This window comes from Microbulbifer weihaiensis, assembly GCF_048323715.1.
Lineage (GTDB): Bacteria > Pseudomonadota > Gammaproteobacteria > Pseudomonadales > Cellvibrionaceae > Microbulbifer.
Genome location: NZ_JBLWFL010000001.1, coordinates 394,852 through 415,100 on the forward strand (window position 1 = coordinate 394,852; position 20,249 = coordinate 415,100).

A 20,249-nucleotide genomic window follows, 5' to 3' on the forward strand; every position below is an offset into this window, starting at 1 on the left:
CCGATGGCGGCCGCTTGATTGATCGGTACCATCGGATACCCGCCGCACCCGGAGTCAGGGGCGGCGGTAACTGGATATTGGAAAGCGGGGTTCAAACCCGAGTTGCCGGTACAGGCCCTCGCCCATTTTCGATGCCTGCAGGGTGACATAGCGCGCACCGGATTGCTGGCAGTGGTTCAGCAGGGCCTGCATCAGCGCACGTGCGATACCCTGGCCGCGGAAGGTATCGGGCACACCGACCTGGTGGATCCCCATCACCTCACCGGTGCGGAACAGCAGGGCGGTGCCCACCGGCTTGCCGTCGCGTTCTGCCAGCCACAGGGAGGCGTCCGCGCGGGCCATCAGGCCGGAGATCACCGGCACATCGAGTGCATAGCCGAAGGCCTCTCCGCACACCCTTACCCAGATATCAATGTCGATTGCAGACTGTACCGGGCGCAGCGCCAGGCAGTTGTCGAGGCCCACTGGCGCCCGGGTTGCCAGTTCCAGGTGCATCGCCAGTTGCTCGAGGCAGGGTTCAAACCCGGACTCACGCAGTGCCGATTCCAAGTGCCTATTCTCACCCCACACCGGCACCATCGCCGCCGGCCCAAAGCGCTTCAGGATGTTCTGCAGGGCCTCACTTTCAGGAAGAACCCCATTGCTTCCAAACCAGTGGCGGTTGGGCCAGCGATGGCAGGCATATACGTCCACTGTTTCGGCGCCAAACAGGCGCTGTGCGCCCGCGGCGCGCCACAGCGCGGTGAGGTTTTCAATGTTGGCCTTATCCAGCGCATCATCGCGGAGAGAGTTATTGCTGAACTTGTCCGCTTCGTCCTGTGTCATTACGCGTTCCATGGTTGCTCCGGGTATTTCATTCCCAGTTAATCAGTACTATGCCGGCCATCAGTGCCGCGACGCCCGTTCCCCGCAGGAGGGAAATCGGCTTGGCGGGCAGGTCGAACCAGCCGAAGTGGCTGGAGATCACGGCCACCAGAATCTGCCCGGTCAGGGCAAACGACATCATGCTGCCAACCCCCATGCGTGGGATCAGGAAGTAGAACAATCCCACCCCAAAGGCACTCAGCAGGCCCCCGAACCACAGATACCAGGGCACAGCCTGGATGGCGGCGAGCGTGGGGTACTGGCGCACGGAGACCGCGATGGCGAGCACCGAGACCAGGCAGCTGACTGCAAATGCGACCGCGGTGCCGAGCAGGGAGCTGCGCAGCAGGACGCCGAGCTGTGCATTGATGCTGGCCTGTACCGCAATTGCTGCGCCGGCCAGCAATGCCAGGGCTGCGAGGGCCATCATGCTAGACAACCTGGGCGAAATCGCTCGCCGCCAGGCGTACTTTTGCGAGTCCCGCATGATCATCGTCCGGGTGACGGCGTCCCAGGGCGCACACGGCGGTTGCCGTGAGCCCCTGCTCGATCAGCCCCAAAACCTGGTCGAATCCGTGTGACGCGAACCCGGTCATCGGGCAGCTGTCGATCCCCATGCTGGCCGCCGCTGTGAGCAGTGTTCCCAGGGCAATGAAAACCTGTTCCCGCGCCCAGCCCGTGCGCTGGGCCGGCGTCATGCCGGCGATCACGGTTTTCATATGGTTGGACATGCCCGCGTGGGCTTCTTGTGATAGGGCGCGTGCGCTGCCGAGCAGGGCCATATAGCGGTCAACCGTGTGTTCACCCAGATCGGTTTCGGCGGCAAATACCAGCAGGTGCGAGCAGTGCAGGATCTTGTCCTGTCCCATGGCGTGGGGAAGCAGGCTTTTGCGCACTTCCCGGGAGTCCACCTGGATCAGCCGATAGGGCTGCAAACCATAGGCCGAGGCGCTCAGCCGGGTGGCGTCGACAAGGGTTTCGATATCGCCCGCCGGCAGGCGCTCTTCACTAAATCGGCGCACGGCGTAACGCCATTGCAACGCGGATAATACTTGCATCGCTCTCTCCTGAATCTGGCACTTGATGAGGGAAAAGAGTAATTCCCTGGAACGCGGTGCAGTCTAGGGGGGCGGGTTGCCGCAGGCATTTACATAGGTTGATCGATCAGCAGGTTTTTTCGTATCCGGCTAAGTTGTGTGGGTGTTATCCCCAGATGGGAGGCAATGTGGTACTGCGGCAGACGCTGGGCCAGGTTTGGGAAGTCCTGCAGAAAGCGTTGATAGCGCACACTGGCCCCTTCCTGTACCAGGGAGACTTCCCGGGGCTCCTTGTGCATCAGCCAGTGCCGCTCAAGATAGTGGATGTGGTACAGCTTCAGGTCTTCATGTTCCTGAAGCAGGCGGCGGTATCCAGCGTGGTCAATTTCGATGATGGCGGAGTCTTCCAGCGCATCGATGGTGTAAAGCGACGGTTCACCGCGCAGCAGTGCCGTCATCGAGCCGGGGAAGCGCCCCTCGGGGAAAAAGTTCTTGTTGTACTGCGCGCCTTTTTCATCGATTACGTACACCCGCAACAGGCCCTGATGAACGTACGCAAATGATCGGGGTGTTTCCCCCGCAGCGTAGAGTTCTGTGCCTTTTTTAATCTGGCGCCAGGTGCAGATCGCGCGATAGGCGCTCCAGGTAGCATCGCTGAGCGGGTAGTAGTCATGCAGGGTATTGCGCAAGGCGATGAATGCGGCTTCTTGCCGGGACAGGGATTGGGGGGGTGCGGAAGACATGAAACTCCTGGCCGGGCCCGTGAAATGGAGCCGTTTTGTTGCCTCTTGGGCTGATTTCGGGCGGCAATTATAAATAGCCCTCGCGCGTGTCCCCAGCTAAATTTGACTGGGGTGGTTGCGGCGGCCTGGTGGGGCCATCACCAGTGGAAACTAAGATTGTCCCATTCCAAAACCACCACTAAGATGCGCACATTTGTACTCATTCAGCGGGAAAAGCGATGACAGATCTCAACCAGAAGGCCACCATCCGAATCCTCACTACCGGTGGCACCATTGAAAAGAGCTACTGCGAAGCTGAAGGCACGTTGAAGAACCGCGCCTCCATCATTCGCGATGGCCTGATTGCCAGCCTGCGCCTGCCCTACACCCATCTGGAACTGGAAAGTGTCCTCAACAAGGACTCGCTGGAGATGGACGACAGCGACCGCATGCAGATCTGCAGCGCCATTGCCCGCACAGCCGAGGAAGGTGATCCGATCGTGGTGCTGCACGGCACCGATACCATGTCGGTCACTGCCGAGTACTGCTACAAGCAGATGGGGACGCCGAAAGTCGCGGTGGTGTTCACCGGCGCCATGAAGCCCATGGGCTTTATCGATTCCGACGCCCGCCAGAACGTCACTGAAGCCCTGCTGGCCGCGCGGCTGATGGATCCCGGCTTCTATATCGCTTTCCACAACCGGGTGTTCGAGATGCCCGGTGCGCGCAAGAACCTGGAAACCGGTACTTTCGAGGCTGTCTGAGCACAAATTTCACGGTATGATGCCGGGCTCTTTGATTTGTGATCACATTTTAGGTATAAACTGAATAATTCTTCAGTTTTAACCGTCTTCTACCAAAAATCGAGGTGTGCCATGGCAGAACAGAATAAGACCCCGCAAACCCTGCAGGAGTGGCAGGCGCTGGCCGCCGAGCTGAACATCGAGGGACGCGCATTTATCAACGGCGAATATGTCGATGCGCTCTCCGGTGAAACCCGCCCGAGCATCAACCCCGCCGATGGCAAAGAGCTGGCGCAGATCGCCAGCTGTGGCCCGGCCGATGCCGAGCGCGCGGTGAAAGTGGCCCGCGACACCTTTGAATCCGGCGTGTGGTCGCACATGCCGCCGATGCAGCGCAAGAAAATCCTCGTGCGTTTCGCCGAGCTGATCGAGCAGAACAGGGTTGAAATCGCCCTGCTGGAGAGCCTCGATGCGGGCAAGCCAATCAGCGATACCATGAACGTCGATGTACCCAGCGCGGTGACCACCATCCGTTGGAACGCCGAGGCGATCGACAAGATTTATGACGAAATTGCCCCCACTGGCCCGACCGAGATCGGCCTGATCACCCGCATGCCACTGGGGGTGGTTGCCGCCATCGTGCCCTGGAACTTCCCGCTCTCCACCACCGCGTGGAAACTGGGCCCGGCATTGGCAACCGGCAACAGCGTGATCCTGAAGCCGGCATCGAATACCCCGCTGACGGCGATCAAACTGGCGGGGCTGGCGAAAGAGGCCGGCCTCCCCGATGGCGTGCTGAATGTGCTTCCGGGGCCGGGCAGCAGCCTGGGCAAAGCCCTCGGCCTGCACATGGATATCGACGGCCTGACCTTCACCGGTTCCACTGAGGTGGGCAAGACCCTCACCGAATACTCCGGCCAGTCAAACCTCAAGCGCACTTTCCTCGAACTCGGCGGCAAGAGCCCGAATATCGTGTTTGCCGACGCGGACCTGGACAAGGCGGCGGAAGCGGCAGCACTGGCCGTGTTCTACAACCAGGGGGAAACCTGTACCGCAGGAACCCGCCTGCTGGTGGAAAAAGGCATTGCTGATACCTTCATCGAAAAAGTGAAGAAAGCCTCCGAGCGTTTTATGCCTGGTCATCCGCAAGACCCGAACACGGTGATGGGTGCGCTGATCGACCAGAGCCAGTTCGATACCGTGGAGTTTTACGTTGCCAAGGGCCTGGAGCAGGGCGCACAACTGGTGTGCGGCGGCAAACCCGCGGCTGCGGTGGAAGGTGGGCACTATTACGAGCCGACCATTTTCAAAAGCGTCAGTGGCGATATGACAATCGCCCGAGAGGAAATCTTCGGCCCGGTGCTGTCGGTGATCGAGTTCGAGACCGAGGAAGAGGCGCTGAAGATTGCCAACGACTCCATCTACGGCCTTGCGTCTGGCGTATGGACCAAAGATATCAGCCGCGCTCACCGCATGGCTCGTGATATCCGCGCCGGTTCCGTCTGGGTAAACAACTACTTCGGCGGTGACATCACCGTACCGTTTGGCGGGTTCAAGCAGTCCGGCAACGGCCGCGACAAGTCCCTGCACGCACTGGACAAATACTGTGAGCTGAAGTCCACCTGGATTGATATCAGCTAAATCCGGATTTGATTTTGACTCCTTTGGGCCGCCTGTGCGGCCCTTTTTTGTGGCCCGGCATAATTGACGCGGAGCATGCGTGAGACCGGCTGTTGCGGTATCCCCACCCCGGTAATTAACGTGATTGCCAACATGTGAAGCTGAATTCTGTGATGAGTGACCATCGCTCGTCGCTGAATCCCGACTAAGATGATGGGCAAGCTGGCTCTGCCGCCTGCAGTGCCATGAGGAGGCCTCAAATGACAGAAAGCCAAAACCGCGTGCCCTCCCTGATCCTGGGATTGGGAATATTTCTTGGCCTCGCCGCGCTGGGATATTTTGTGCTGCAAGCGGTGGAGCGCTTTAAAGGCTTCGAGCGCACGGTGACCGCAAAAGGCCTGGCCGAGCGTGAATTTCCGGCGGATATCGTCATCTGGCCGATCCAGTTTACCGCTGCCGATAATGACCTCACGGCGCTTTACCTGACCATCGCCGGCAGCAGTGAAAAGATCCAGCAGTACCTCGAAAAGAAGGGTGTAGCGGCTGAAGCCATCTCGGTATCGCTGCCCTCGATCACAGACAAATCCGCCCAGCAGTACGGCGGCAACCAGAATTCCCCCTATCGCTACACCGCCTTGCAGACGGTGACCGTATATTCCGATAAGGTCGACAGTGTGCGGGCAGCCATGCCGGGGCTCGCAGACCTGGGGCGCGATGGAATCGTGTTCTCCCAGGGTAACTATCAGGCACAGCCGGAATATATCTTTACCCGTTTGAACGAAGTGAAGCCGCTGATGGTCGAAGAGGCCACCAAGCAGGCGCGCTTTGTGGCAGAGAAATTTGCCGGGGACTCCGGCAGCCGGTTGGGCAAGATTCGCCGCGCATCACAGGGACAGTTCAGCATCGGCGACCGCGACAAGAATAATCCGCATATCAAGAAAGTGCGGGTGGTCTCCACTATTGAATATTACCTCGCAGATTAAGGTGAATTTATGAAACACCCCCTGATAGCAACACTACTGATGGCCGCCATGACCACCGGCGCGGCCGTGGCGGTCGCCAAGCCGGATAAGTCCGGCGATCTTCCGCCGGGTTTGCAGAAGAAGGTAGATCGCGGCGGCGAGCTGCCCCCGGGCTGGAAGAAAAAACTGCAAAAGGGCCATCGGTTGGACGATTCCATCTACAGTCACGCGGTGATTGTGCAGCCAGTGGATCGCCATGGCCTGGTCACCGTGCGTATCGAAGGTGAGCTGGTTCGTCTTGTCCACGCGACCCACGAGATCGTCGACATTCTTTCTCACAGATAATGTGCATCGGAGCCTGCTGACGCTATACCTGCAGGCTCCGGCTTGATTTTTAGAGTTTGATAGCTGTGGAGCAAAACCGATGGGAACATTTCATCACGGCTTTTCCGTCAGTATCGAACGCGCCGGTGACGAGCGTGTATTACTTTCCCTGCATGCCCGCGGCAAGCTCGAACATCAGGACTATGAAACCTTTGTTCCCATGCTTGAGTCTGCGATCGCCGGCATGGAGCACCCAAAAGTCGATGTCCTGTTCGATATGCGGGAGCTCGAGGGCTGGGAGATCCGGGCGGCCTGGGATGACCTCAAGCTAGGCATCAAACACGGGCGCCAGTTCAACCGTGTTGCCATGATCGGCAGCAAATACTGGCAGGAAGCCGCGGCGAAGATCGGCAGCTGGTTTATTGGCGGTGAAGCCCGCTTGTTTGACGAACCGGCAGAAGCCTTGGCCTGGCTGCAGCAAAGCGCATAAACTGTTTTCCTCCTATTTCCCAAACAGCCCCTGCCCTGCCGGCAGTGGCCGTTTGTCATATCCTGCGAAAATAAACTCGATTACATCTTGGTGGGGAAAGCGCATGTTTGAATGGATCGCGAGCCCGGAAGCATGGGTGGCACTGGCTACCCTGGCGGCTCTGGAAATTGTCCTAGGTATCGACAATATCATCTTCATTTCCATTCTGGTGGGGCGTCTGCCGGACCATCAGCGAGAGCCGGCGCGCCTGATCGGTCTGGCGCTGGCGATGATTACCCGTCTGGGATTACTGTTTTCGATTGCCTGGATCATGGGGCTCACCGAACCATGGTTTACGGTATTGGGCGAAGAAATTTCCGGACGTGATGTGATATTGATCGGCGGTGGCCTGTTCCTTTTGGCCAAGGCAACGCATGAAATCCACAACAGTCTTGAGGGCGTTGACGGCAGTGCCGGCAGCGCAGCCGCGGCCAGCTTTGGTATGGTGCTGGTGCAAATCGCGATTCTGGATATCGTATTCTCCCTCGACTCGGTGATAACCGCGGTCGGGCTGGTGGACCATGTCTCCATCATGGCCATCGCAATCATCCTCGCGGTTGCCGTCATGCTGTTCGCCGCCAGGCCCATCGGGGACTTCGTCGACCGTCACCCGACCATCAAGATGCTGGCACTTTCCTTCCTGATACTGGTGGGCGTTACCCTGATTATTGAAGGGTTCGACGTGCATGTGCCCAAAGGCTATATCTATTTCGCCATGGCATTTTCGGTCGCGGTGGAAATGCTCAATATCCGTTTGCGGAAAAAGCAGGCTTCAGCGGTGAAACTCCACAAAGCTTTACGGGAAGATTAGTCGAGACAAAAAAGGGGCGATACCATCGCCCCTTTCCTATTCAGGCCACCTGTTTCAGTCGTCGGCGACCCGGTGTCTGCGGCCGTGTCGGGTAATTCGGGCCGGTGGGAACTGAACTGTTGTGGAGGTACTGCAGGATCGCATCCTGCAAGCGGGCAGCGCCTCCCTGTATCCCCTGGTTGCCGAAAAGGCGATTGAACTCAATCACATAGGGGTGCTCGCCGACCATCGCAATATCCCAGCCGGCGTGGTTGATATCCAGGGTGCGCGCCAGGTGCAGGGCCAGCTCGATGGCCGCCTGTGGTACCGGGCTGTGATCCACGCTGCCGCCCTTGGAGACGTTGTTGTAAAACCCCTGCGCGGACTGCAGGCGCCAGTAAGCGGTTACCACCTGATCACCCACAATCACAATGCGGATGTCGCGGTCGATGGGCAGCCACTCCTGTACGTAGAGCACGTCTGTCTTTTCGAGGTAGGCTTTCCAGTCTTCCCGGTCTTCAATCAGCCAGACACCACAGCCCCGGGCAGCCTTGGGCAGCTTGGCGACAAAGGGGTGATCCATTTGATCCCACAGGGTGGCCGCATTTTCCGGGGTGTTGGCCAGGATCCGGGTACAGGGAGTATTGGACGGGGCAACCAGCTCGAAGGCCCGGGTCATTTCGATCTTGTTGTGGCCCAGGCGATAGCTCGATTCACTGGGAAAAACGCGAGCGCCGAGGCTGTAGGTAAGGGCGTTAAGCTGCCAGTATTCGGGGAACAGAACCCATTCCGCCTCGGCAATTTCCGCTTTGTACTTGAAGACCTCTTCGGGCTTTAATTGCAGTGTATCTGCGAAACCGAGCGTTCTGAAAACGTCAAAAGAAACCCATGCCACCGGTTAAAACACACACAAGTTGAGATGCGCGTTTTTACCGGCAGCAGGGTTCTGGCGTCAAGCTTTTTCCGCCAGAACACAGGGCGATTTCTGACCGATTAGCCGGCAACCTTCGCAGTTACCTGGATCTCGATCTTCATGGCATCGTCCAGCAGGCGGGCTTCGAACACGGTGGCTGCCGGGCGTACTTCGCCCAACCATTTCTGCAGCACCGGCCAGCAGGGCTGGAAGTCGTCGCGGTTGGGCAGGATATAGGTCACCCGGACAATCTCCGCGATGGAAGAGCCGGCTTCTTTCAGGGCCTGTTCAATATTCGCAAAGCACTGGTCGGCCTGTTCGGCGGCATCGCTGCTGATGGAGCTAGTGGCGTAGTTGTAGCCGGTGGTGCCGGATACGAAGACATAATCGCCATCGACCACTGCTCGGGAATAGCCGATCTTGGTTTCAAACTCCGATCCGCTGGAAATAAGCCTTCTGCTCATGAGTTGTCCTCCGTGAGAGCATAAATTTTGGAGGCGCGATCATGGCGTGTTCCGCGTTTTCACGCAACGCTCGTATAGCGCTTCGGTTTGTGTGCCTGAACCGTCAGACCATCTTTATCCACATCGGCGGGCCACTTTAACGTTGGGCCAGTTTCTGAAACCCTGGCGTCGGGGTATAACCTCCGGATTTCGTTGAGATCGCTTTGCGATAGTTCTGCAGCCCGCCGATGCGCTTTTCACCAGGCGTGTAATGGATATCAAAGCCGTTAGAGTCAACACGGAAGCCGCCACCAGACATTGGCGTATCGGCAACGCGCGGTGCTGCTGTCATCGCCGCGTCATTTGGTTCGTTGTAACCGCTGTCTGAAATGGCCAATAGACGGTCTTTCTCTTATTTTAATTTGGCGGTTTTTATCGGGGTTTTATACCAGGCTTTACTTGTGTGAGCAGTTTCTCACTCGTCGAGGGCACAGATATATAAATGGTAGTGGCGAACAGGTTTAGGTGAAATAGCAGGCTTTTTCTACGGATTCTGCCATTAAGTTCGCTGCTCTCCGGCCGACATAATTATTAGGCCTTTTGATCCATTTGAGATTTACCCGCTCTCATACACTTTCATTCGTTCGAAAATTTGTGCTCGTTCGGGCGGGTTTTCTTTGCTTGGCGCAAAATGACCCAAAAGGGCTATTGAGGCGCTGTGCCGCAGCCGGCATCATCCGCGCCTCGCGTTTTAATTGTGACGCAGTTCTCAAAATGGCGTTTGCTGGGGTAATTGTTAGGTGCCATTTACGGAATCTTGCGTTTCAACTCGGGTGTTGGGGCTCGAGCGGAGACGTATCAGGAAGACACTCAAGTTAAAAGAATTGGGGAATACAAGAATGTATAAGAAGCTTGCTTTGGCCATGGCGGTCACGGCGCTCACCGCCTGTGGCGGTGGTGGCGGTAGCAGTTCGCCGGATACAGATGGCGGCAACAGCGGCGGTAACAACAATGGTGGTACCGGCACGGCCAGCCCGGTACCGGTAGGTGGTACTGCAGCGAAGGGGATTATCTCCGGTGCACAGGTGGTTGCGAAGAGCGATACTGGCGTAGTGCTCGGCAGCGCAGTTACTGCAGAAGATGGTTCTTACTCCATCGAACTCGACGGTTATACCGGTGCCATTCGTCTGGAGCTGAGTGCACCTGAAAGCGACATCGCACTGGTAACCTGTGACACTGCAAAGTGCCGTACCGCCGGTGAGAATGATCAGGACAGTAATGCCGATGGCGTCATTACTTTCTCTGAACAGTACGCTCTCGACTACACACTGAGCTCCGTGGTGTTCGTCGAAGAGTCCGCGACCTCAATTACTTCCAGCATTACCGCATTGACTACTCTGGTTGCAGAAAAAGCGGGCACGACTCTGGATCAGGCGTCGATCAGCGCAGCCAATGCCTTTGTTAAGGATACTTTTGGCCTGGACGCTGATCCGAGTACCGTAGCTCCGGTAGACCTCACCAGCGCGACATCTGCTGGTGAGCAGGATCTGCGCTTCGCGCTGATCAACGCCGCAATCGAAGCGGCTGCGGAAGGCGGTGACGTTGCAGCGCAGCTGGAAAGCCTGAGTGCGGGCTTCGCTGCCAACACCGTGGATGCCGCGCTGCTGGAAAACGTGAACGCAGCAATCGACAGTGTCGCCACCGCGACCAGTGAAGGTAACAGCGAACTGGCCGGGGTAGCCGATGCGGCTGCGGGTGCGATAAAGGCAACAGGCGACGCGATTGTAGAAAATTGTGCGAATGGGATCTGTACACCCGATGTAGAAGTGATCGGTGACCTGACCAGCAATCTTGAGCAAGCCAAGGCGCTGGTAGCCACCGCGCGCAAGGTGTCGGTTGAGGCCCTGGAAGCGATCAAATCCGAACTGGACGAGACTTCTGAAGGCTATAACCAGGACAACCTGGTTGTACAGATGGATAGCGCAGCGCAGATCCTGTCAGATGACAACCGCGAAAACATCGGCGCTATCGCTGAAGTGGCGGGCCTGCTGGCAGAGCAGATCTTCCGTGACATTGCGGGTGAACAAGTATTCACAAGCCTGGCTGACGCCGCAGCGGCCGCCTATGGTGAGGCCGAGCATTGCGAATGGATGGCAACGGAATACCAGGCGCAGTGCCGGGCTGATTACGAAGCTGAAAAGGCTGTGTATGTGGCCAAGTTCGCGGCTGGCACTGTCACTCATACAGGCCAAGCCTGGAGCGTGACCGATGCCCTGTTTGATGCAGACGGCAACGCGACCACCACTGAAGACCAGGTGGCAATTGACCTGACCATCGGCATGCCCGAGATCCAGTCCAAGGTATTCGAAGGCGAAGAACGCCTATACGTTGAGGCGGGTACACACGTGCTTGCTATCCGTGGTATGGCAACCCTGGGTGACAGCAGCTTCAAGATCAATGAAGGTTCAGGTTTCTCTCTTGAGCTGTCTGAGCAATTGATCGACATCAATGTGGGTACCGGCGAGGGTGAAGATCCACTGGGCGAACCGCAGATTGAAAACCTTGCGCTCAACCTGGATGCAGAAATTTTTAATGCCACCTACCGCTTTAACGGCTCAGTGGAGATCACCGGTGAAAAATCGGAGGCGATGTACAACTCCTTCGACCCGGCGATGAACGACAAATCCGCGCACGCTCTACTGCCGGAGAAGCTCGCACTTTCCGGGGTGTTTGAGGAGCTGGCCACGGCGAAATCCCTGGAAGCTTCCGTGGTGGTAACCATCGATAACGCCGATGACTTCCTGTACGTGCTGGAGGGCTTCGAACGCGATGACCTGACCAGCTACAGCTATAACGCCGCGGATAACACCGTGACCGTTAAGATCGGTGAGGGAAACAACTACGCGGTTGCGACTTATGCGCTCACCGAAGTGGTATACGATGAGTACTACAGTGAGTTCTTTATCAGCGCTTCCTGTAACGAAGTTGTTGGGGATGCCAGCTGCCCGGTGCAGCAGGATTACTACTTCTGGGGACTCAACGACGTTCGCTCCGATCTGACCCAGCTGGAGTGTGAGAGTGCGTCTTACAACGGCTACTGGGACTGGGCATCCAACAGTTGCTACATCTGGGTAAGCCCGGAACAAAGCAATGTTGTGCAGGATCTGCGCGTTGCGTTCACCGCGGAATACAGTTATCTGCTGGACGGCCTGTACGCTGGCGTAGCTGGTGAAGGTTGGTACCGCGCTGGCCCGAGCGAGTGGTGGCCGGACTATGTTGGCAAATCCATTCTGGCCGGTACCAGTGGCACCATTGCGTCGGAGCTGGTTGAATCCGACATCAACTTCGACGCTGAAAACCGTTACCTGAAAGCCACCTTCCGTGTAAGCGCCCATGGTAACCTGTCCGCAAACCTTCCGGCGATGGATGTCGAGCTGGTAGCGAAGCGCACTGGCTATGAAGTGGCGGAAGTGGTTCTGAGCCTGGCCTGGGGTACTGACAGCCTGCGGGTTGAATATCCCTTCAGTGGCGAAGGCAGCAACACCATCATTCTGTCCGACGGCAAGGGTGCTGAGTTCAGTCTCGAGCTGGCTGCTGATGGCGAGACCGTTACTGGTGTAATTACCAAAGACGGCACCGTATACGGTACCCTGGCAGAAGAAAATAACGCTTATGTGATTACCTGGATAGACAATGGTATTGAAACACTGCTTTAAGCGGTGTGACTCTCACAGGAGCAATAAAGGCCACCTTTGGTGGCCTTTTCTGTTTTTGATACTGGTGAATGTGCCGGAAGAGTCAGTCGCACTGGAAAATAATGGGATTCAGCTGCAATTCACCACACGAACCGTGAGTGAAGCGCTGCCGATCAAAGAATTCGCCGATGAGTGGCGCCAGCCACCGGGCAAAGGTGACAGTACCTGGACCCGCAATCGCTTCTTTCAGGGCGTATGGTATGAGGGATGGGGCTTTGGATATACCCAGCGTTTCGACTATCAGCTGGGCTACAACGAGGCCACCACGGATCTCTATTATCGGGATGAAAATGACCTTGATGCACCCGCAGGGCGGGTACCGGTTTTGCTGAAAATCTCCCAACTGCGAGCACAGGGTGTAAAACTCCAACGCCGTTGGCAATGGTCATCCGGATTTTTCGCGCAAGCGGATCTCTCCTTGTTGAGTGCCAGTGATTTTCAGGATGGGATTCTTGCCGGCGAGTTGGGGAGCAACGGCGACTTTTTTTCCGGTAGTGCCAGGCTCGACTATCGTTACAGCGAAGACCTGTTGCTGGAGCACCAGTTTGAGCCACCTAAAGGGCGGGGCTTGGCGCTGGATCTGAATCTGGGTTATACGGGAACGCATCGCTCAGCCAGGCTGATACTTCAGGATCTGTACAGTGCAATCGAGTGGCGGCAGGCGCCGCATACTCAGGGCGCATTTGATACTGTTGATCGGGATGTGGCGAATGCAGTGCAGCTCAGCCCTTTGTTTTCTGGCAAGCGCCTGCTGACCGACTATCGCCAGCGCATGCCGCTCTTCGCAGAGGCGCAGTATACGGAATACCGACCGTCATCTGACTGGATGCTGGATCTCGAATACTTCGATGGCGATTTACGCTACCGCCCTGGTATACGCTGGGGGCGATTGCCGGGTAACCCCTACCTCGGGTACGAAATGATTGATGGGCAGTGGCTCGTACAGTTCAGTGATGATCGGGGCATGTGGAGCTTCCAGCTGGGATCTGACAGTACAAGCTGGGAGAAGGCCAATAGCCTGACGCTCGCATTTGGCTTTAGCCTGCCGGTTTTCTAGGCATCAGGTACCACAGGAGTGCCGCTACGATGAGGAGGGCGGGCACATCGCCCAGTAGATTGGCCCGCTCAGTTTTATCCGCCAGAGCCTGAATCAACATGATTCCGCCATGTACGATGCTGGACCAGATCGTAAACCAGATCAGGCTGCGATTTGCCAGTGGATCGCGGGCAGCGAGGATCAGGAATACGCCCAGCGTTGCATAAATGCCCATGATCATTTGTTCGTATTCAGGCTGGCGTGGGGTCCAGCCCCAGCCTTCCGGCCAGATCCACATCATCATGGCATAGATGCCAAAGATGAAGAAAATGCCGGTCACTACCAGTAATATTTTCAATAATGTCAATTTCCTGGCTGCTTCCATAATCTGATTCCACAAATTTCAATTTACCGGAGCAAGCATAGTTACTTCTGGAAAAATCTGTTGATTGATAAGTCGTATGGTATTAGCTGGCGGAGTAAGCTCTCAAAAATATTTACGCCTCTGGAGCGGATTTTATGACGTGTTGATTGTTACTGGAGAGTACCCTCTGATCCCTTAGTTGATAGATGTTACGTAAATTAAGTTGTGCAGCGGTATTGTCTGCATCCAAATACAGTGCATGGTTATAACTCATTTCTGCCAGATCAAGAGCGCCGTGCTGCCGGTAGAGGTAGCCGAGGGTTGTCCAAGCAATTGCAGATTGCTGATGTAGCGCCAAAGCGTTGCCTATATGTGAAAATGCCAATGGCAAGTCGCCATTGTTGGAGGCCTCCAGCGCCAGGTTGTTCATATACATGGATTTAACTTCTTCATCTCCCAGAGGGATATGTGGATACCGGGATCGTGGCGTGAAGTTGATCTCGATCACTTGTGAGGACCAGCCATAGGATACTTCCGCATTAATATGCAAAATACTTTGCTGTACCTGTCGGCCATTCGCATTGCGGATTTTTGCGCTGCCTAGTGGTGCGTCTACCCGATTGAAATGTGCTTCCAACCCTACCCCTCGTGCCAGGGCAACGATTAACGCCGCGAATGAAATACAATTTCCGCGTCTATCTTTGAAAGCTTCAGCTGCATTTGTGGTTCGATTCAGGTCGTATTCGAGTCTGAATTCATTGAGCTTGAGAGTCCGGATTGCTTGACGGAATCGTCGGCTAGGGGTGAGGGAAGGATCGATGGATTTCAGGAAGTCTTGCATTTCTTCACTGGTGGCAAGTAAGTCCGTTGATTTTTCTGACGTAATACCGCTAGCTGCAACTCGTGTCTGCTCAAGAATGTGCCTGGTATTTTCGGGCGAGTAGTGCGCCTTGATATCAGGAGTTTGGGTTGCACAACCCATTTGAAAAATAATGATCAAAATCGCAATCCAGCGCATTAGTCCATTCCTCCTTGTAGGTATCTTTTAAGATGCACCTAAATTGGAAAACGGATGTTCTGTAACGGTGGATGCCCGGAATTAGTCGATAAACTGAATCGCCAGGTCTCTGCGGCGCGATGAATGGAAGCTAGCAGCGGGTGAACGGAATTGGCTGTTGGTCGCGTAAAAGGGGGTGAATGACAGCGATTGTTGCGTTGTACAGATCTGTGATCTTTGGTAGAGGTTTCTCGGCGTGGCAAATGCTGGGGAATGGGTGCCCCGGAAATATTCCGGGGCAGGCCGCGCGGAGCGTCGGGCAATAATGTTTACTTGTCCTGATTCTCCAGTCGGATCTCCTCTTCCCGGCGCAGATATCCCGCCTGTTCGGCATCCTGCTCGAGTCCTTGGCTCATGGGCATGGCGCGGGTTTGCTGGTTTAGCTGGTGGAGTTGTGAAGCATTGCCGAGATCACGCGCACTGGTAATCGTAGCGATGGATTCGCGATCCTTGAGGAAGTTGACTACGTCGGTTTTGATGCTCTGCAGCTCCCGTTCATCCCGGTGCATTTCCAGGATATGGCGGGGGTGTTCCAGGTTTTGCATGCCAGTGGAGGCAAAGGTGGATGACACGATACGGGACACCACGACCCATGGCGTGATACTGCTGCGAACCAGGGTATTTTCAGAGCGGGTGCTGTCGTGAATACCGGTACCCGTGGAAATCTTGGACTCGGTAAAGGTACCTTCACACTTGAAGTACACCAGCAGCGACTCGAACTGGATTTCAGCAAAGTAGATGTGTGCGGCATTGCCCAGCAGCTGACCAAACGACTTGAGCAGGAAGCCGACAAGTAACAGGTGCAGCGCACCCATACCCATGCCCAGCAGGGTAAAGATCTGTTCGCTGTTCAGGATCTGCTTGAGCGTGCCGGTTTCCGGCGCAGCGATAAAGCTGTAGATATCCACGGCTTTGTACGCCAGCATCAGGGTGAACAGTATCGCGATGACGCTCAATACATTGCCGCCGATGAGGGTTGCCAATCGGACTTTCCTGAAGCCCTCGCCCAGATCCAGGGGCTTCACCCTGGGCTGTACTTCCTGGATCATCTCGCCGCGGAATCCGCCTTTGCCGTCGGTTTGTTCCTGTAGCTGAGGATCCAGCTCGCGGTAAACCCGGTTTGGCACTTCCTTGTAACGGCGATTTGCCATCACCAGGTTATCGAGATTGATGAAAATCTCATTAGGATGTACGGATTCCTGCCAGTTCTCCCGCAGCTCGGAAACTTCGACAACCGGGGTGGTGGCGGACAGGCGCATGCGCATCAGCGCGAACACCAGTGCAGCGCTGCCTGCACCGAGGAGCAGCACGGAAAAAATATACAGGCCGGGATTCAGTGATGGGATCTGGGCGGTGAATGTATCCAGCTGCTCAGGCGTTACCCTGCTTTTGGCGAATATCCAGGATGCGACCAAGCCGGCGATCACCGGCACAATCAGCGCAAGGCTGATGGTCTTGGTCAGGGCACTGCCGCCGAGAGACTCAATATGGCGCTCAGCCTTGCGGTTGATCGGCTTTCCTGCCCGTCGCCAGACCAGGAGCAGGTAAACCATCAGCAGGATGGAGTACACCGGGAACAGCAGTTCACCGGCTGCACCGGCAAAGCCCGCAAGGGACACAAAGGCCACCAGGCCATAGGCGATCAGGCCCACTGCGGTACTGACCCAGGCGCCAAAAAGACGCTGGGCAAAGTTGCGTATCGGGTAGGGCATGAACAGAAGCTTGGGCACAAAGGTGTGCAGCAGGCGCGCGAGGAAACCCTGGGGTTCGGTGAAGGTCGCGTTCTTGCGGCCGACCAGCATTTCTTCCAGTTGCTTTGCGGTATAGGCCACATAGCTGGACTCTTCCTGGGCGGTACTGCTTTCCGACTTGCTGCGGTTGGTGGCGAGCGAGGTGGGGTGGTTGCGGCCGACAAAATAGCGCAGGGTTGCGTAGATGCCGCCCGCAAGTACCTTGATACCGCCGCCGAGCAGCAGCAGGCCGAAGGCCATAAGGATCCAGCCGGCGCCGGCATTCTCTTTGACCGTGCCTGCCGCAGAAATCAGCAGAACCAGACCGGCGATGGCCTGTAAACCACCGCGGACGGCGTTAACCGCGCCCTCGGCCTTGAATGGATTTTTAAGCCCAAGGTCGATCGATCCATAATCGAACGCCATGCTCACCCCCTGAAACGTGTAATGCTCTAAAAAATGGATTGGCAAAGCGTGCTTGGCGTTTGTGAAATTCCGCACACTTTTCCGGGGTGGGGTTATAGCACGGTTATCAGGTACCGGCGAGTTGCCGGGCGGATTTCCCAAGCCAAGAAAAAAGGCCCCGAAGGGCCTTTAATCAAGGGTTCAATGTCAGCCGGCAGTGTGGCTGCCCATGGCTTCCGCCATGTCCAGGCAGCGCTGGTTTCTGAAATGACGATTTTTCAGGGCTTTCTCCAGCAGCGGATTCAGTTGCTTGCCGCTATTGAGGATGCCTTCTACCTGTTCAACGCCATCCTTACTGCAGTTCAGTGGGAACAGGCGTGCATAAGTGCCCACCAGCTCCGGTGCGTCACTGCTGTTCACTTCGTCCAGTGCGGCAACAATGCGATCCGCGTTGGCAACGTACAGCTCCTGCTGCCCGGTGGGGAACAGGGCGCTGGCGGCATACTTGAGCTGTGCCAGTTTGAACTGGTCGCGGTGCTCCAGGATGTTGCCCAGCCACTTGGCCTTGACGGCCTGCTGCGGGCGCATGGCTTCGGCGGCGATGGCATTCAGCTGCGAGCGGTCGGAACTGTCTTTCGCCAGTTCGTCTTTGATCGCTTTTTCATAATCACCGAAGAGGTGCTCATTCTGCAGCGCAATCAGGTTCCAGCGCTTGTCCGGATCCAGGCTCAGGCCCTTGATGCTGAGCTTGCCGTTCAGCAGTTTCTCGGCATTGGCCAGAGCCTGTTGGCTGTGGGCAACGCTGGTGAAGGTTGCGAACCAGACTTTCTGCGCATCGCTACCTGCTGCGGCGCTGTTCAGCTGATCCCAGGCAAAGCTTTCAATCGCCTGTTGCAGTTGTTTGCGCTCGCTGCCGTCCATGTCGATCTGGCTCATCACCATGAAGTGGCCAGTGAGGTGGCGGGAGATCATGCGAATGACGTTGATGTCCTGCTCGGCGCCGCCATTGGCGAGGGCGAAGCGCACGTAGTCGTCCATCGGCAGTTTTGCATCCAGCACGCTGTCTTCGAGGCTCTGCCACATCATGAGGCGGGTGAAGGGGCTCGCGATGTCGTTGATGTGCTTGGACATGTTGTCCACGGATACCTGATCCAGGGTGACCTTGGCAAAGGCCCAGTCGCCCTCATTGGGGTACACGATCTGCGGGCAGACTTCGCCTTTGGCTGCGGTGACTTCGGTGCTGGCACCGCTGTAAGTCACCGGGATGGCCTTGCTCAATACCATCTCGTCGCCCTGCAGGTTGTACAGGCCAACCTGGGTACGCTGTTCGCGCAGGGTCGGGTAGTCCGCCGGTGCACTCTGCTCGATGGTCAGGCTGGCGATCTTGCCGCCTTCACACTGGAAGCTGGCGTGGATGCTGTTGAGGCCCGCCTGGTACAGCCACTGCTGTTGCCACTCACTCAGGTCCTTGCCGGCGGCCTTGCCGAGGTGACCCATAAAGTCATTCAGGGTGGAGTTCTTGTAGGAGAGGTCCTTCAGGTAGTTGGAAACCCCTTTGCGGAACTCTTCCTTGCCCAGGTAGTAAGGCAGCTGCTTGAGGATGGAACCACCCTTGCCGTAGGTAATACCGTCGAAGTTGGCGAATGCCTCATCGGTGTTTTTCACCGGCAGCTGGATTGCATGGGTGGTGGGCAGCTGGTCTGCATCGTAGGCCCACTGCTTGGTACCCAGGTAGAAGTTCTCCCAGGCATCGTCGAATTCGCTGTTTTCCGCCAGCGCCAGGTTGGCCATGTAGGTGGCGAAGCTTTCGTTCAGCCACAGGTCGTCCCACCAGTTCATGGTTACCAGGTCGCCGAACCACATGTGCGCCATTTCGTGGGCGATTACGTTGGCCAGGCGCATGCGCTGGGCCTGGGTTTTTTCGCCGCGGGAAACGTAGGTTTCATTGAAGGTAACCGCGGCCACGTTTTCCATGGCGCCGGCGTTGAAGTCGGGCACGATGACCTGATCGTATTTAACGAACGGGTAATCCACTTCGAAGTACTTCTGGAAGAATTCAAAAGACTGTTTGGTGAAGGTGAACCAGTCTTGCGGCTTCACGTATTCCGCCAGGGTTTTGCGCGCGAACAGGCGCAGCGGGATACCGTCGGCATCGTCTTCCCACACGGTGAAAGGACCGGCGTGCAGTGAGAAAATGTAGGAAGAAAATTTCTTCGACTGCGGGAATACCCAGTGGTTGACGTCGCCGTTCGCCTTCACGCTTTCCTCACGCACGGAAGAAATCACGCTCCAGTCTTTCGGCGCGGTCACATCCAGGGTGTAGTGCGCTTTCAGGTTCGGCTGGTCGAAGTGCGGGAACAGGCGGTTGGCGTCGTAGGGTTCGAAGTCGGTGTACATGTACACCTCGCCATCCACCGGGTCTTCAAAGCGGTGCAGGCCGGAACCGTTCGTGGAGTACACGTGGGTGTAGTCGATCGCGATGGCGTGCTTGCGGCCTTCCAGGTATTTCGGTTCGATGGTGATGAACTGGCCGTTGTAGGCAAACGGAACGGTGTTGCCATCGACCTGCACGTCTTTCACTTCACCGCCGGCAAAGTCGATGGTCAGCGGCTGCAGCAGGTTGCGGCGGAATTGGGTGTCAGCAATCACGCGGCCGGAAAAGACTTCGCCGGTCTTGTCGATGGTGACAGACAGGGTGTAGTCCACCTGGGCGATCTGCTCCTTGCGCAGCTGGGCATAGGTTTCAGACAGTCCCGGTACGTCAGCACGGGCCTCGGCGGATTTGGCCTGCGCATGCGCGGTGCTGGTGCCTGCAGTCTGTTGGAGCTGGTTTGGTTCGAGGCTGCAGGCAGCCAGTACGGCACTGCACAGCACGCCAAGGGCGAATTTTCCGGAATGGTTCATAAAGACCCCGTGTAAATTTGTTATGCGGGAGCGCGTTGTGACAGGATTTTC

General features: G+C 56.7%; 19 protein-coding genes. 8 read left to right on the forward strand and 11 right to left on the reverse strand.

What is annotated here, in order from left to right:
- Positions 1-54: 54 nt before the first annotated feature.
- From ACNKU7_RS01635 to ACNKU7_RS01650, 4 genes are all read right to left on the reverse strand, one after another.
- Positions 55-837 carry a GNAT family N-acetyltransferase gene (locus ACNKU7_RS01635; RefSeq protein ID WP_418295209.1) on the reverse strand — a complete coding sequence of 261 codons (783 nt, stop codon included), beginning with the start codon at positions 835-837 and terminating at the stop codon, positions 55-57.
- Between the two features lie 16 nt (positions 838-853).
- A complete protein-coding gene (locus tag ACNKU7_RS01640) occupies positions 854-1,294 on the reverse strand; it encodes a DMT family transporter (RefSeq protein ID WP_418295210.1) in 441 nt (146 codons plus the stop codon).
- A gap of 1 nt (position 1,295) precedes the next feature.
- Entirely contained in the window at positions 1,296-1,922 is a 627-nt protein-coding gene (locus ACNKU7_RS01645; protein WP_418295211.1) for an NAD(P)H-dependent oxidoreductase, read from the reverse strand.
- Between the two features lie 89 nt (positions 1,923-2,011).
- Positions 2,012-2,644 (reverse strand): Crp/Fnr family transcriptional regulator, encoded by a 633-nt coding sequence (locus ACNKU7_RS01650; RefSeq protein WP_418295212.1) that lies wholly within the window; start codon positions 2,642-2,644, stop codon positions 2,012-2,014.
- Between the two features lie 218 nt (positions 2,645-2,862).
- On the opposite strand from ACNKU7_RS01650, the gene ACNKU7_RS01655 reads away from it, so the two are divergent.
- The 6 genes from ACNKU7_RS01655 (at position 2,863) to ACNKU7_RS01680 (ending at position 7,612) form a co-directional block, all read left to right on the forward strand.
- A complete protein-coding gene (locus tag ACNKU7_RS01655; protein ID WP_418295213.1) occupies positions 2,863-3,387 on the forward strand; it encodes an asparaginase domain-containing protein in 525 nt (174 codons plus the stop codon).
- Between the two features lie 111 nt (positions 3,388-3,498).
- On the forward strand, positions 3,499-5,007 hold the full coding sequence (locus ACNKU7_RS01660) for an aldehyde dehydrogenase (RefSeq protein WP_418295214.1): 1,509 nt from the start codon (positions 3,499-3,501) through the stop codon (positions 5,005-5,007).
- A 239-nt stretch (positions 5,008-5,246) separates the two neighbouring features.
- Complete coding sequence (locus tag ACNKU7_RS01665) at positions 5,247-5,969, forward strand: SIMPL domain-containing protein (protein ID WP_418295215.1); 723 nt, start codon at positions 5,247-5,249, stop codon at positions 5,967-5,969.
- 9 nt (positions 5,970-5,978) lie between these two features.
- Entirely contained in the window at positions 5,979-6,293 is a 315-nt protein-coding gene (locus tag ACNKU7_RS01670; RefSeq protein WP_418295216.1) for a hypothetical protein, read from the forward strand.
- A gap of 79 nt (positions 6,294-6,372) precedes the next feature.
- A complete protein-coding gene (locus tag ACNKU7_RS01675; RefSeq protein WP_418295217.1) occupies positions 6,373-6,762 on the forward strand; it encodes a SpoIIAA family protein in 390 nt (129 codons plus the stop codon).
- A 103-nt stretch (positions 6,763-6,865) separates the two neighbouring features.
- The gene (locus tag ACNKU7_RS01680) at positions 6,866-7,612 is read left to right on the forward strand and encodes a TerC family protein (RefSeq protein WP_418295218.1); all 747 of its coding nucleotides are present in this window, start codon (positions 6,866-6,868) and stop codon (positions 7,610-7,612) included.
- Between the two features lie 40 nt (positions 7,613-7,652).
- Here the strand turns inward: ACNKU7_RS01680 and ACNKU7_RS01685 are convergent, their stop codons facing one another.
- The 3 genes from ACNKU7_RS01685 to ACNKU7_RS01695 all read right to left on the reverse strand — a co-directional run bounded on the left by ACNKU7_RS01685 (position 7,653) and on the right by ACNKU7_RS01695 (position 9,344).
- Positions 7,653-8,486: an ATP-grasp domain-containing protein gene (locus ACNKU7_RS01685; RefSeq protein ID WP_418295219.1), complete on the reverse strand. Its 834-nt coding sequence runs from the start codon at positions 8,484-8,486 to the stop codon at positions 7,653-7,655.
- A 98-nt stretch (positions 8,487-8,584) separates the two neighbouring features.
- Positions 8,585-8,968, reverse strand: coding sequence for a RidA family protein (locus ACNKU7_RS01690; protein WP_418295220.1), 384 nt, complete (start codon positions 8,966-8,968; stop codon positions 8,585-8,587).
- A 136-nt stretch (positions 8,969-9,104) separates the two neighbouring features.
- Positions 9,105-9,344, reverse strand: a complete 240-nt coding sequence (locus ACNKU7_RS01695; RefSeq protein WP_418295221.1) for a hypothetical protein — start codon at positions 9,342-9,344, stop codon at positions 9,105-9,107.
- A gap of 502 nt (positions 9,345-9,846) precedes the next feature.
- Here ACNKU7_RS01695 and ACNKU7_RS01700 point away from each other — a divergent pair.
- Both ACNKU7_RS01700 and ACNKU7_RS01705 read left to right on the forward strand, forming a co-directional pair.
- Positions 9,847-12,663 carry a hypothetical protein gene (locus ACNKU7_RS01700; protein WP_418295222.1) on the forward strand — a complete coding sequence of 939 codons (2,817 nt, stop codon included), beginning with the start codon at positions 9,847-9,849 and terminating at the stop codon, positions 12,661-12,663.
- A 55-nt stretch (positions 12,664-12,718) separates the two neighbouring features.
- Positions 12,719-13,759 (forward strand): hypothetical protein, encoded by a 1,041-nt coding sequence (locus ACNKU7_RS01705; RefSeq protein ID WP_418295223.1) that lies wholly within the window; start codon positions 12,719-12,721, stop codon positions 13,757-13,759.
- Here the strand turns inward: ACNKU7_RS01705 and ACNKU7_RS01710 are convergent.
- From ACNKU7_RS01710 to pepN, 4 genes are all read right to left on the reverse strand, one after another.
- Positions 13,740-14,096: a DUF6632 domain-containing protein gene (locus ACNKU7_RS01710; RefSeq protein ID WP_418295224.1), complete on the reverse strand. Its 357-nt coding sequence runs from the start codon at positions 14,094-14,096 to the stop codon at positions 13,740-13,742. The two genes, ACNKU7_RS01705 and ACNKU7_RS01710, sit on opposite strands and share 20 nt — an antisense overlap.
- 139 nt (positions 14,097-14,235) lie before the next feature.
- Complete coding sequence (locus ACNKU7_RS01715; RefSeq protein WP_418295225.1) at positions 14,236-15,120, reverse strand: transglutaminase domain-containing protein; 885 nt, start codon at positions 15,118-15,120, stop codon at positions 14,236-14,238.
- Between the two features lie 308 nt (positions 15,121-15,428).
- A complete protein-coding gene (locus ACNKU7_RS01720; protein WP_418295226.1) occupies positions 15,429-17,315 on the reverse strand; it encodes a hypothetical protein in 1,887 nt (628 codons plus the stop codon).
- 186 nt (positions 17,316-17,501) lie between these two features.
- On the reverse strand, positions 17,502-20,198 hold the full coding sequence (pepN, locus tag ACNKU7_RS01725) for an aminopeptidase N (protein WP_418295227.1): 2,697 nt from the start codon (positions 20,196-20,198) through the stop codon (positions 17,502-17,504).
- Positions 20,199-20,249: the final 51 nt, after the last annotated feature.

Excerpts from the sequence above, each read along its gene's own strand:
- ACNKU7_RS01635 (WP_418295209.1), bottom strand. The coding sequence starts at position 837 with ATGGAACGCGTAATGACACAGGACGAAGCGGACAAGTTCAGCAATAAC.
- ACNKU7_RS01640 (WP_418295210.1), bottom strand. The coding sequence starts at position 1,294 with ATGATGGCCCTCGCAGCCCTGGCATTGCTGGCCGGCGCAGCAATTGCG.
- ACNKU7_RS01645 (WP_418295211.1), bottom strand. The coding sequence starts at position 1,922 with ATGCAAGTATTATCCGCGTTGCAATGGCGTTACGCCGTGCGCCGATTT.
- ACNKU7_RS01650 (WP_418295212.1), bottom strand. The coding sequence starts at position 2,644 with ATGTCTTCCGCACCCCCCCAATCCCTGTCCCGGCAAGAAGCCGCATTC.
- ACNKU7_RS01655 (WP_418295213.1), top strand. The coding sequence starts at position 2,863 with ATGACAGATCTCAACCAGAAGGCCACCATCCGAATCCTCACTACCGGT.
- ACNKU7_RS01660 (WP_418295214.1), top strand. The coding sequence starts at position 3,499 with ATGGCAGAACAGAATAAGACCCCGCAAACCCTGCAGGAGTGGCAGGCG.
- ACNKU7_RS01665 (WP_418295215.1), top strand. The coding sequence starts at position 5,247 with ATGACAGAAAGCCAAAACCGCGTGCCCTCCCTGATCCTGGGATTGGGA.
- ACNKU7_RS01670 (WP_418295216.1), top strand. The coding sequence starts at position 5,979 with ATGAAACACCCCCTGATAGCAACACTACTGATGGCCGCCATGACCACC.
- ACNKU7_RS01675 (WP_418295217.1), top strand. The coding sequence starts at position 6,373 with ATGGGAACATTTCATCACGGCTTTTCCGTCAGTATCGAACGCGCCGGT.
- ACNKU7_RS01680 (WP_418295218.1), top strand. The coding sequence starts at position 6,866 with ATGTTTGAATGGATCGCGAGCCCGGAAGCATGGGTGGCACTGGCTACC.
- ACNKU7_RS01690 (WP_418295220.1), bottom strand. The coding sequence starts at position 8,968 with ATGAGCAGAAGGCTTATTTCCAGCGGATCGGAGTTTGAAACCAAGATC.
- ACNKU7_RS01700 (WP_418295222.1), top strand. The coding sequence starts at position 9,847 with ATGTATAAGAAGCTTGCTTTGGCCATGGCGGTCACGGCGCTCACCGCC.
- ACNKU7_RS01715 (WP_418295225.1), bottom strand. The coding sequence starts at position 15,120 with ATGCGCTGGATTGCGATTTTGATCATTATTTTTCAAATGGGTTGTGCA.
- ACNKU7_RS01720 (WP_418295226.1), bottom strand. The coding sequence starts at position 17,315 with ATGGCGTTCGATTATGGATCGATCGACCTTGGGCTTAAAAATCCATTC.
- pepN (WP_418295227.1), bottom strand. The coding sequence starts at position 20,198 with ATGAACCATTCCGGAAAATTCGCCCTTGGCGTGCTGTGCAGTGCCGTA.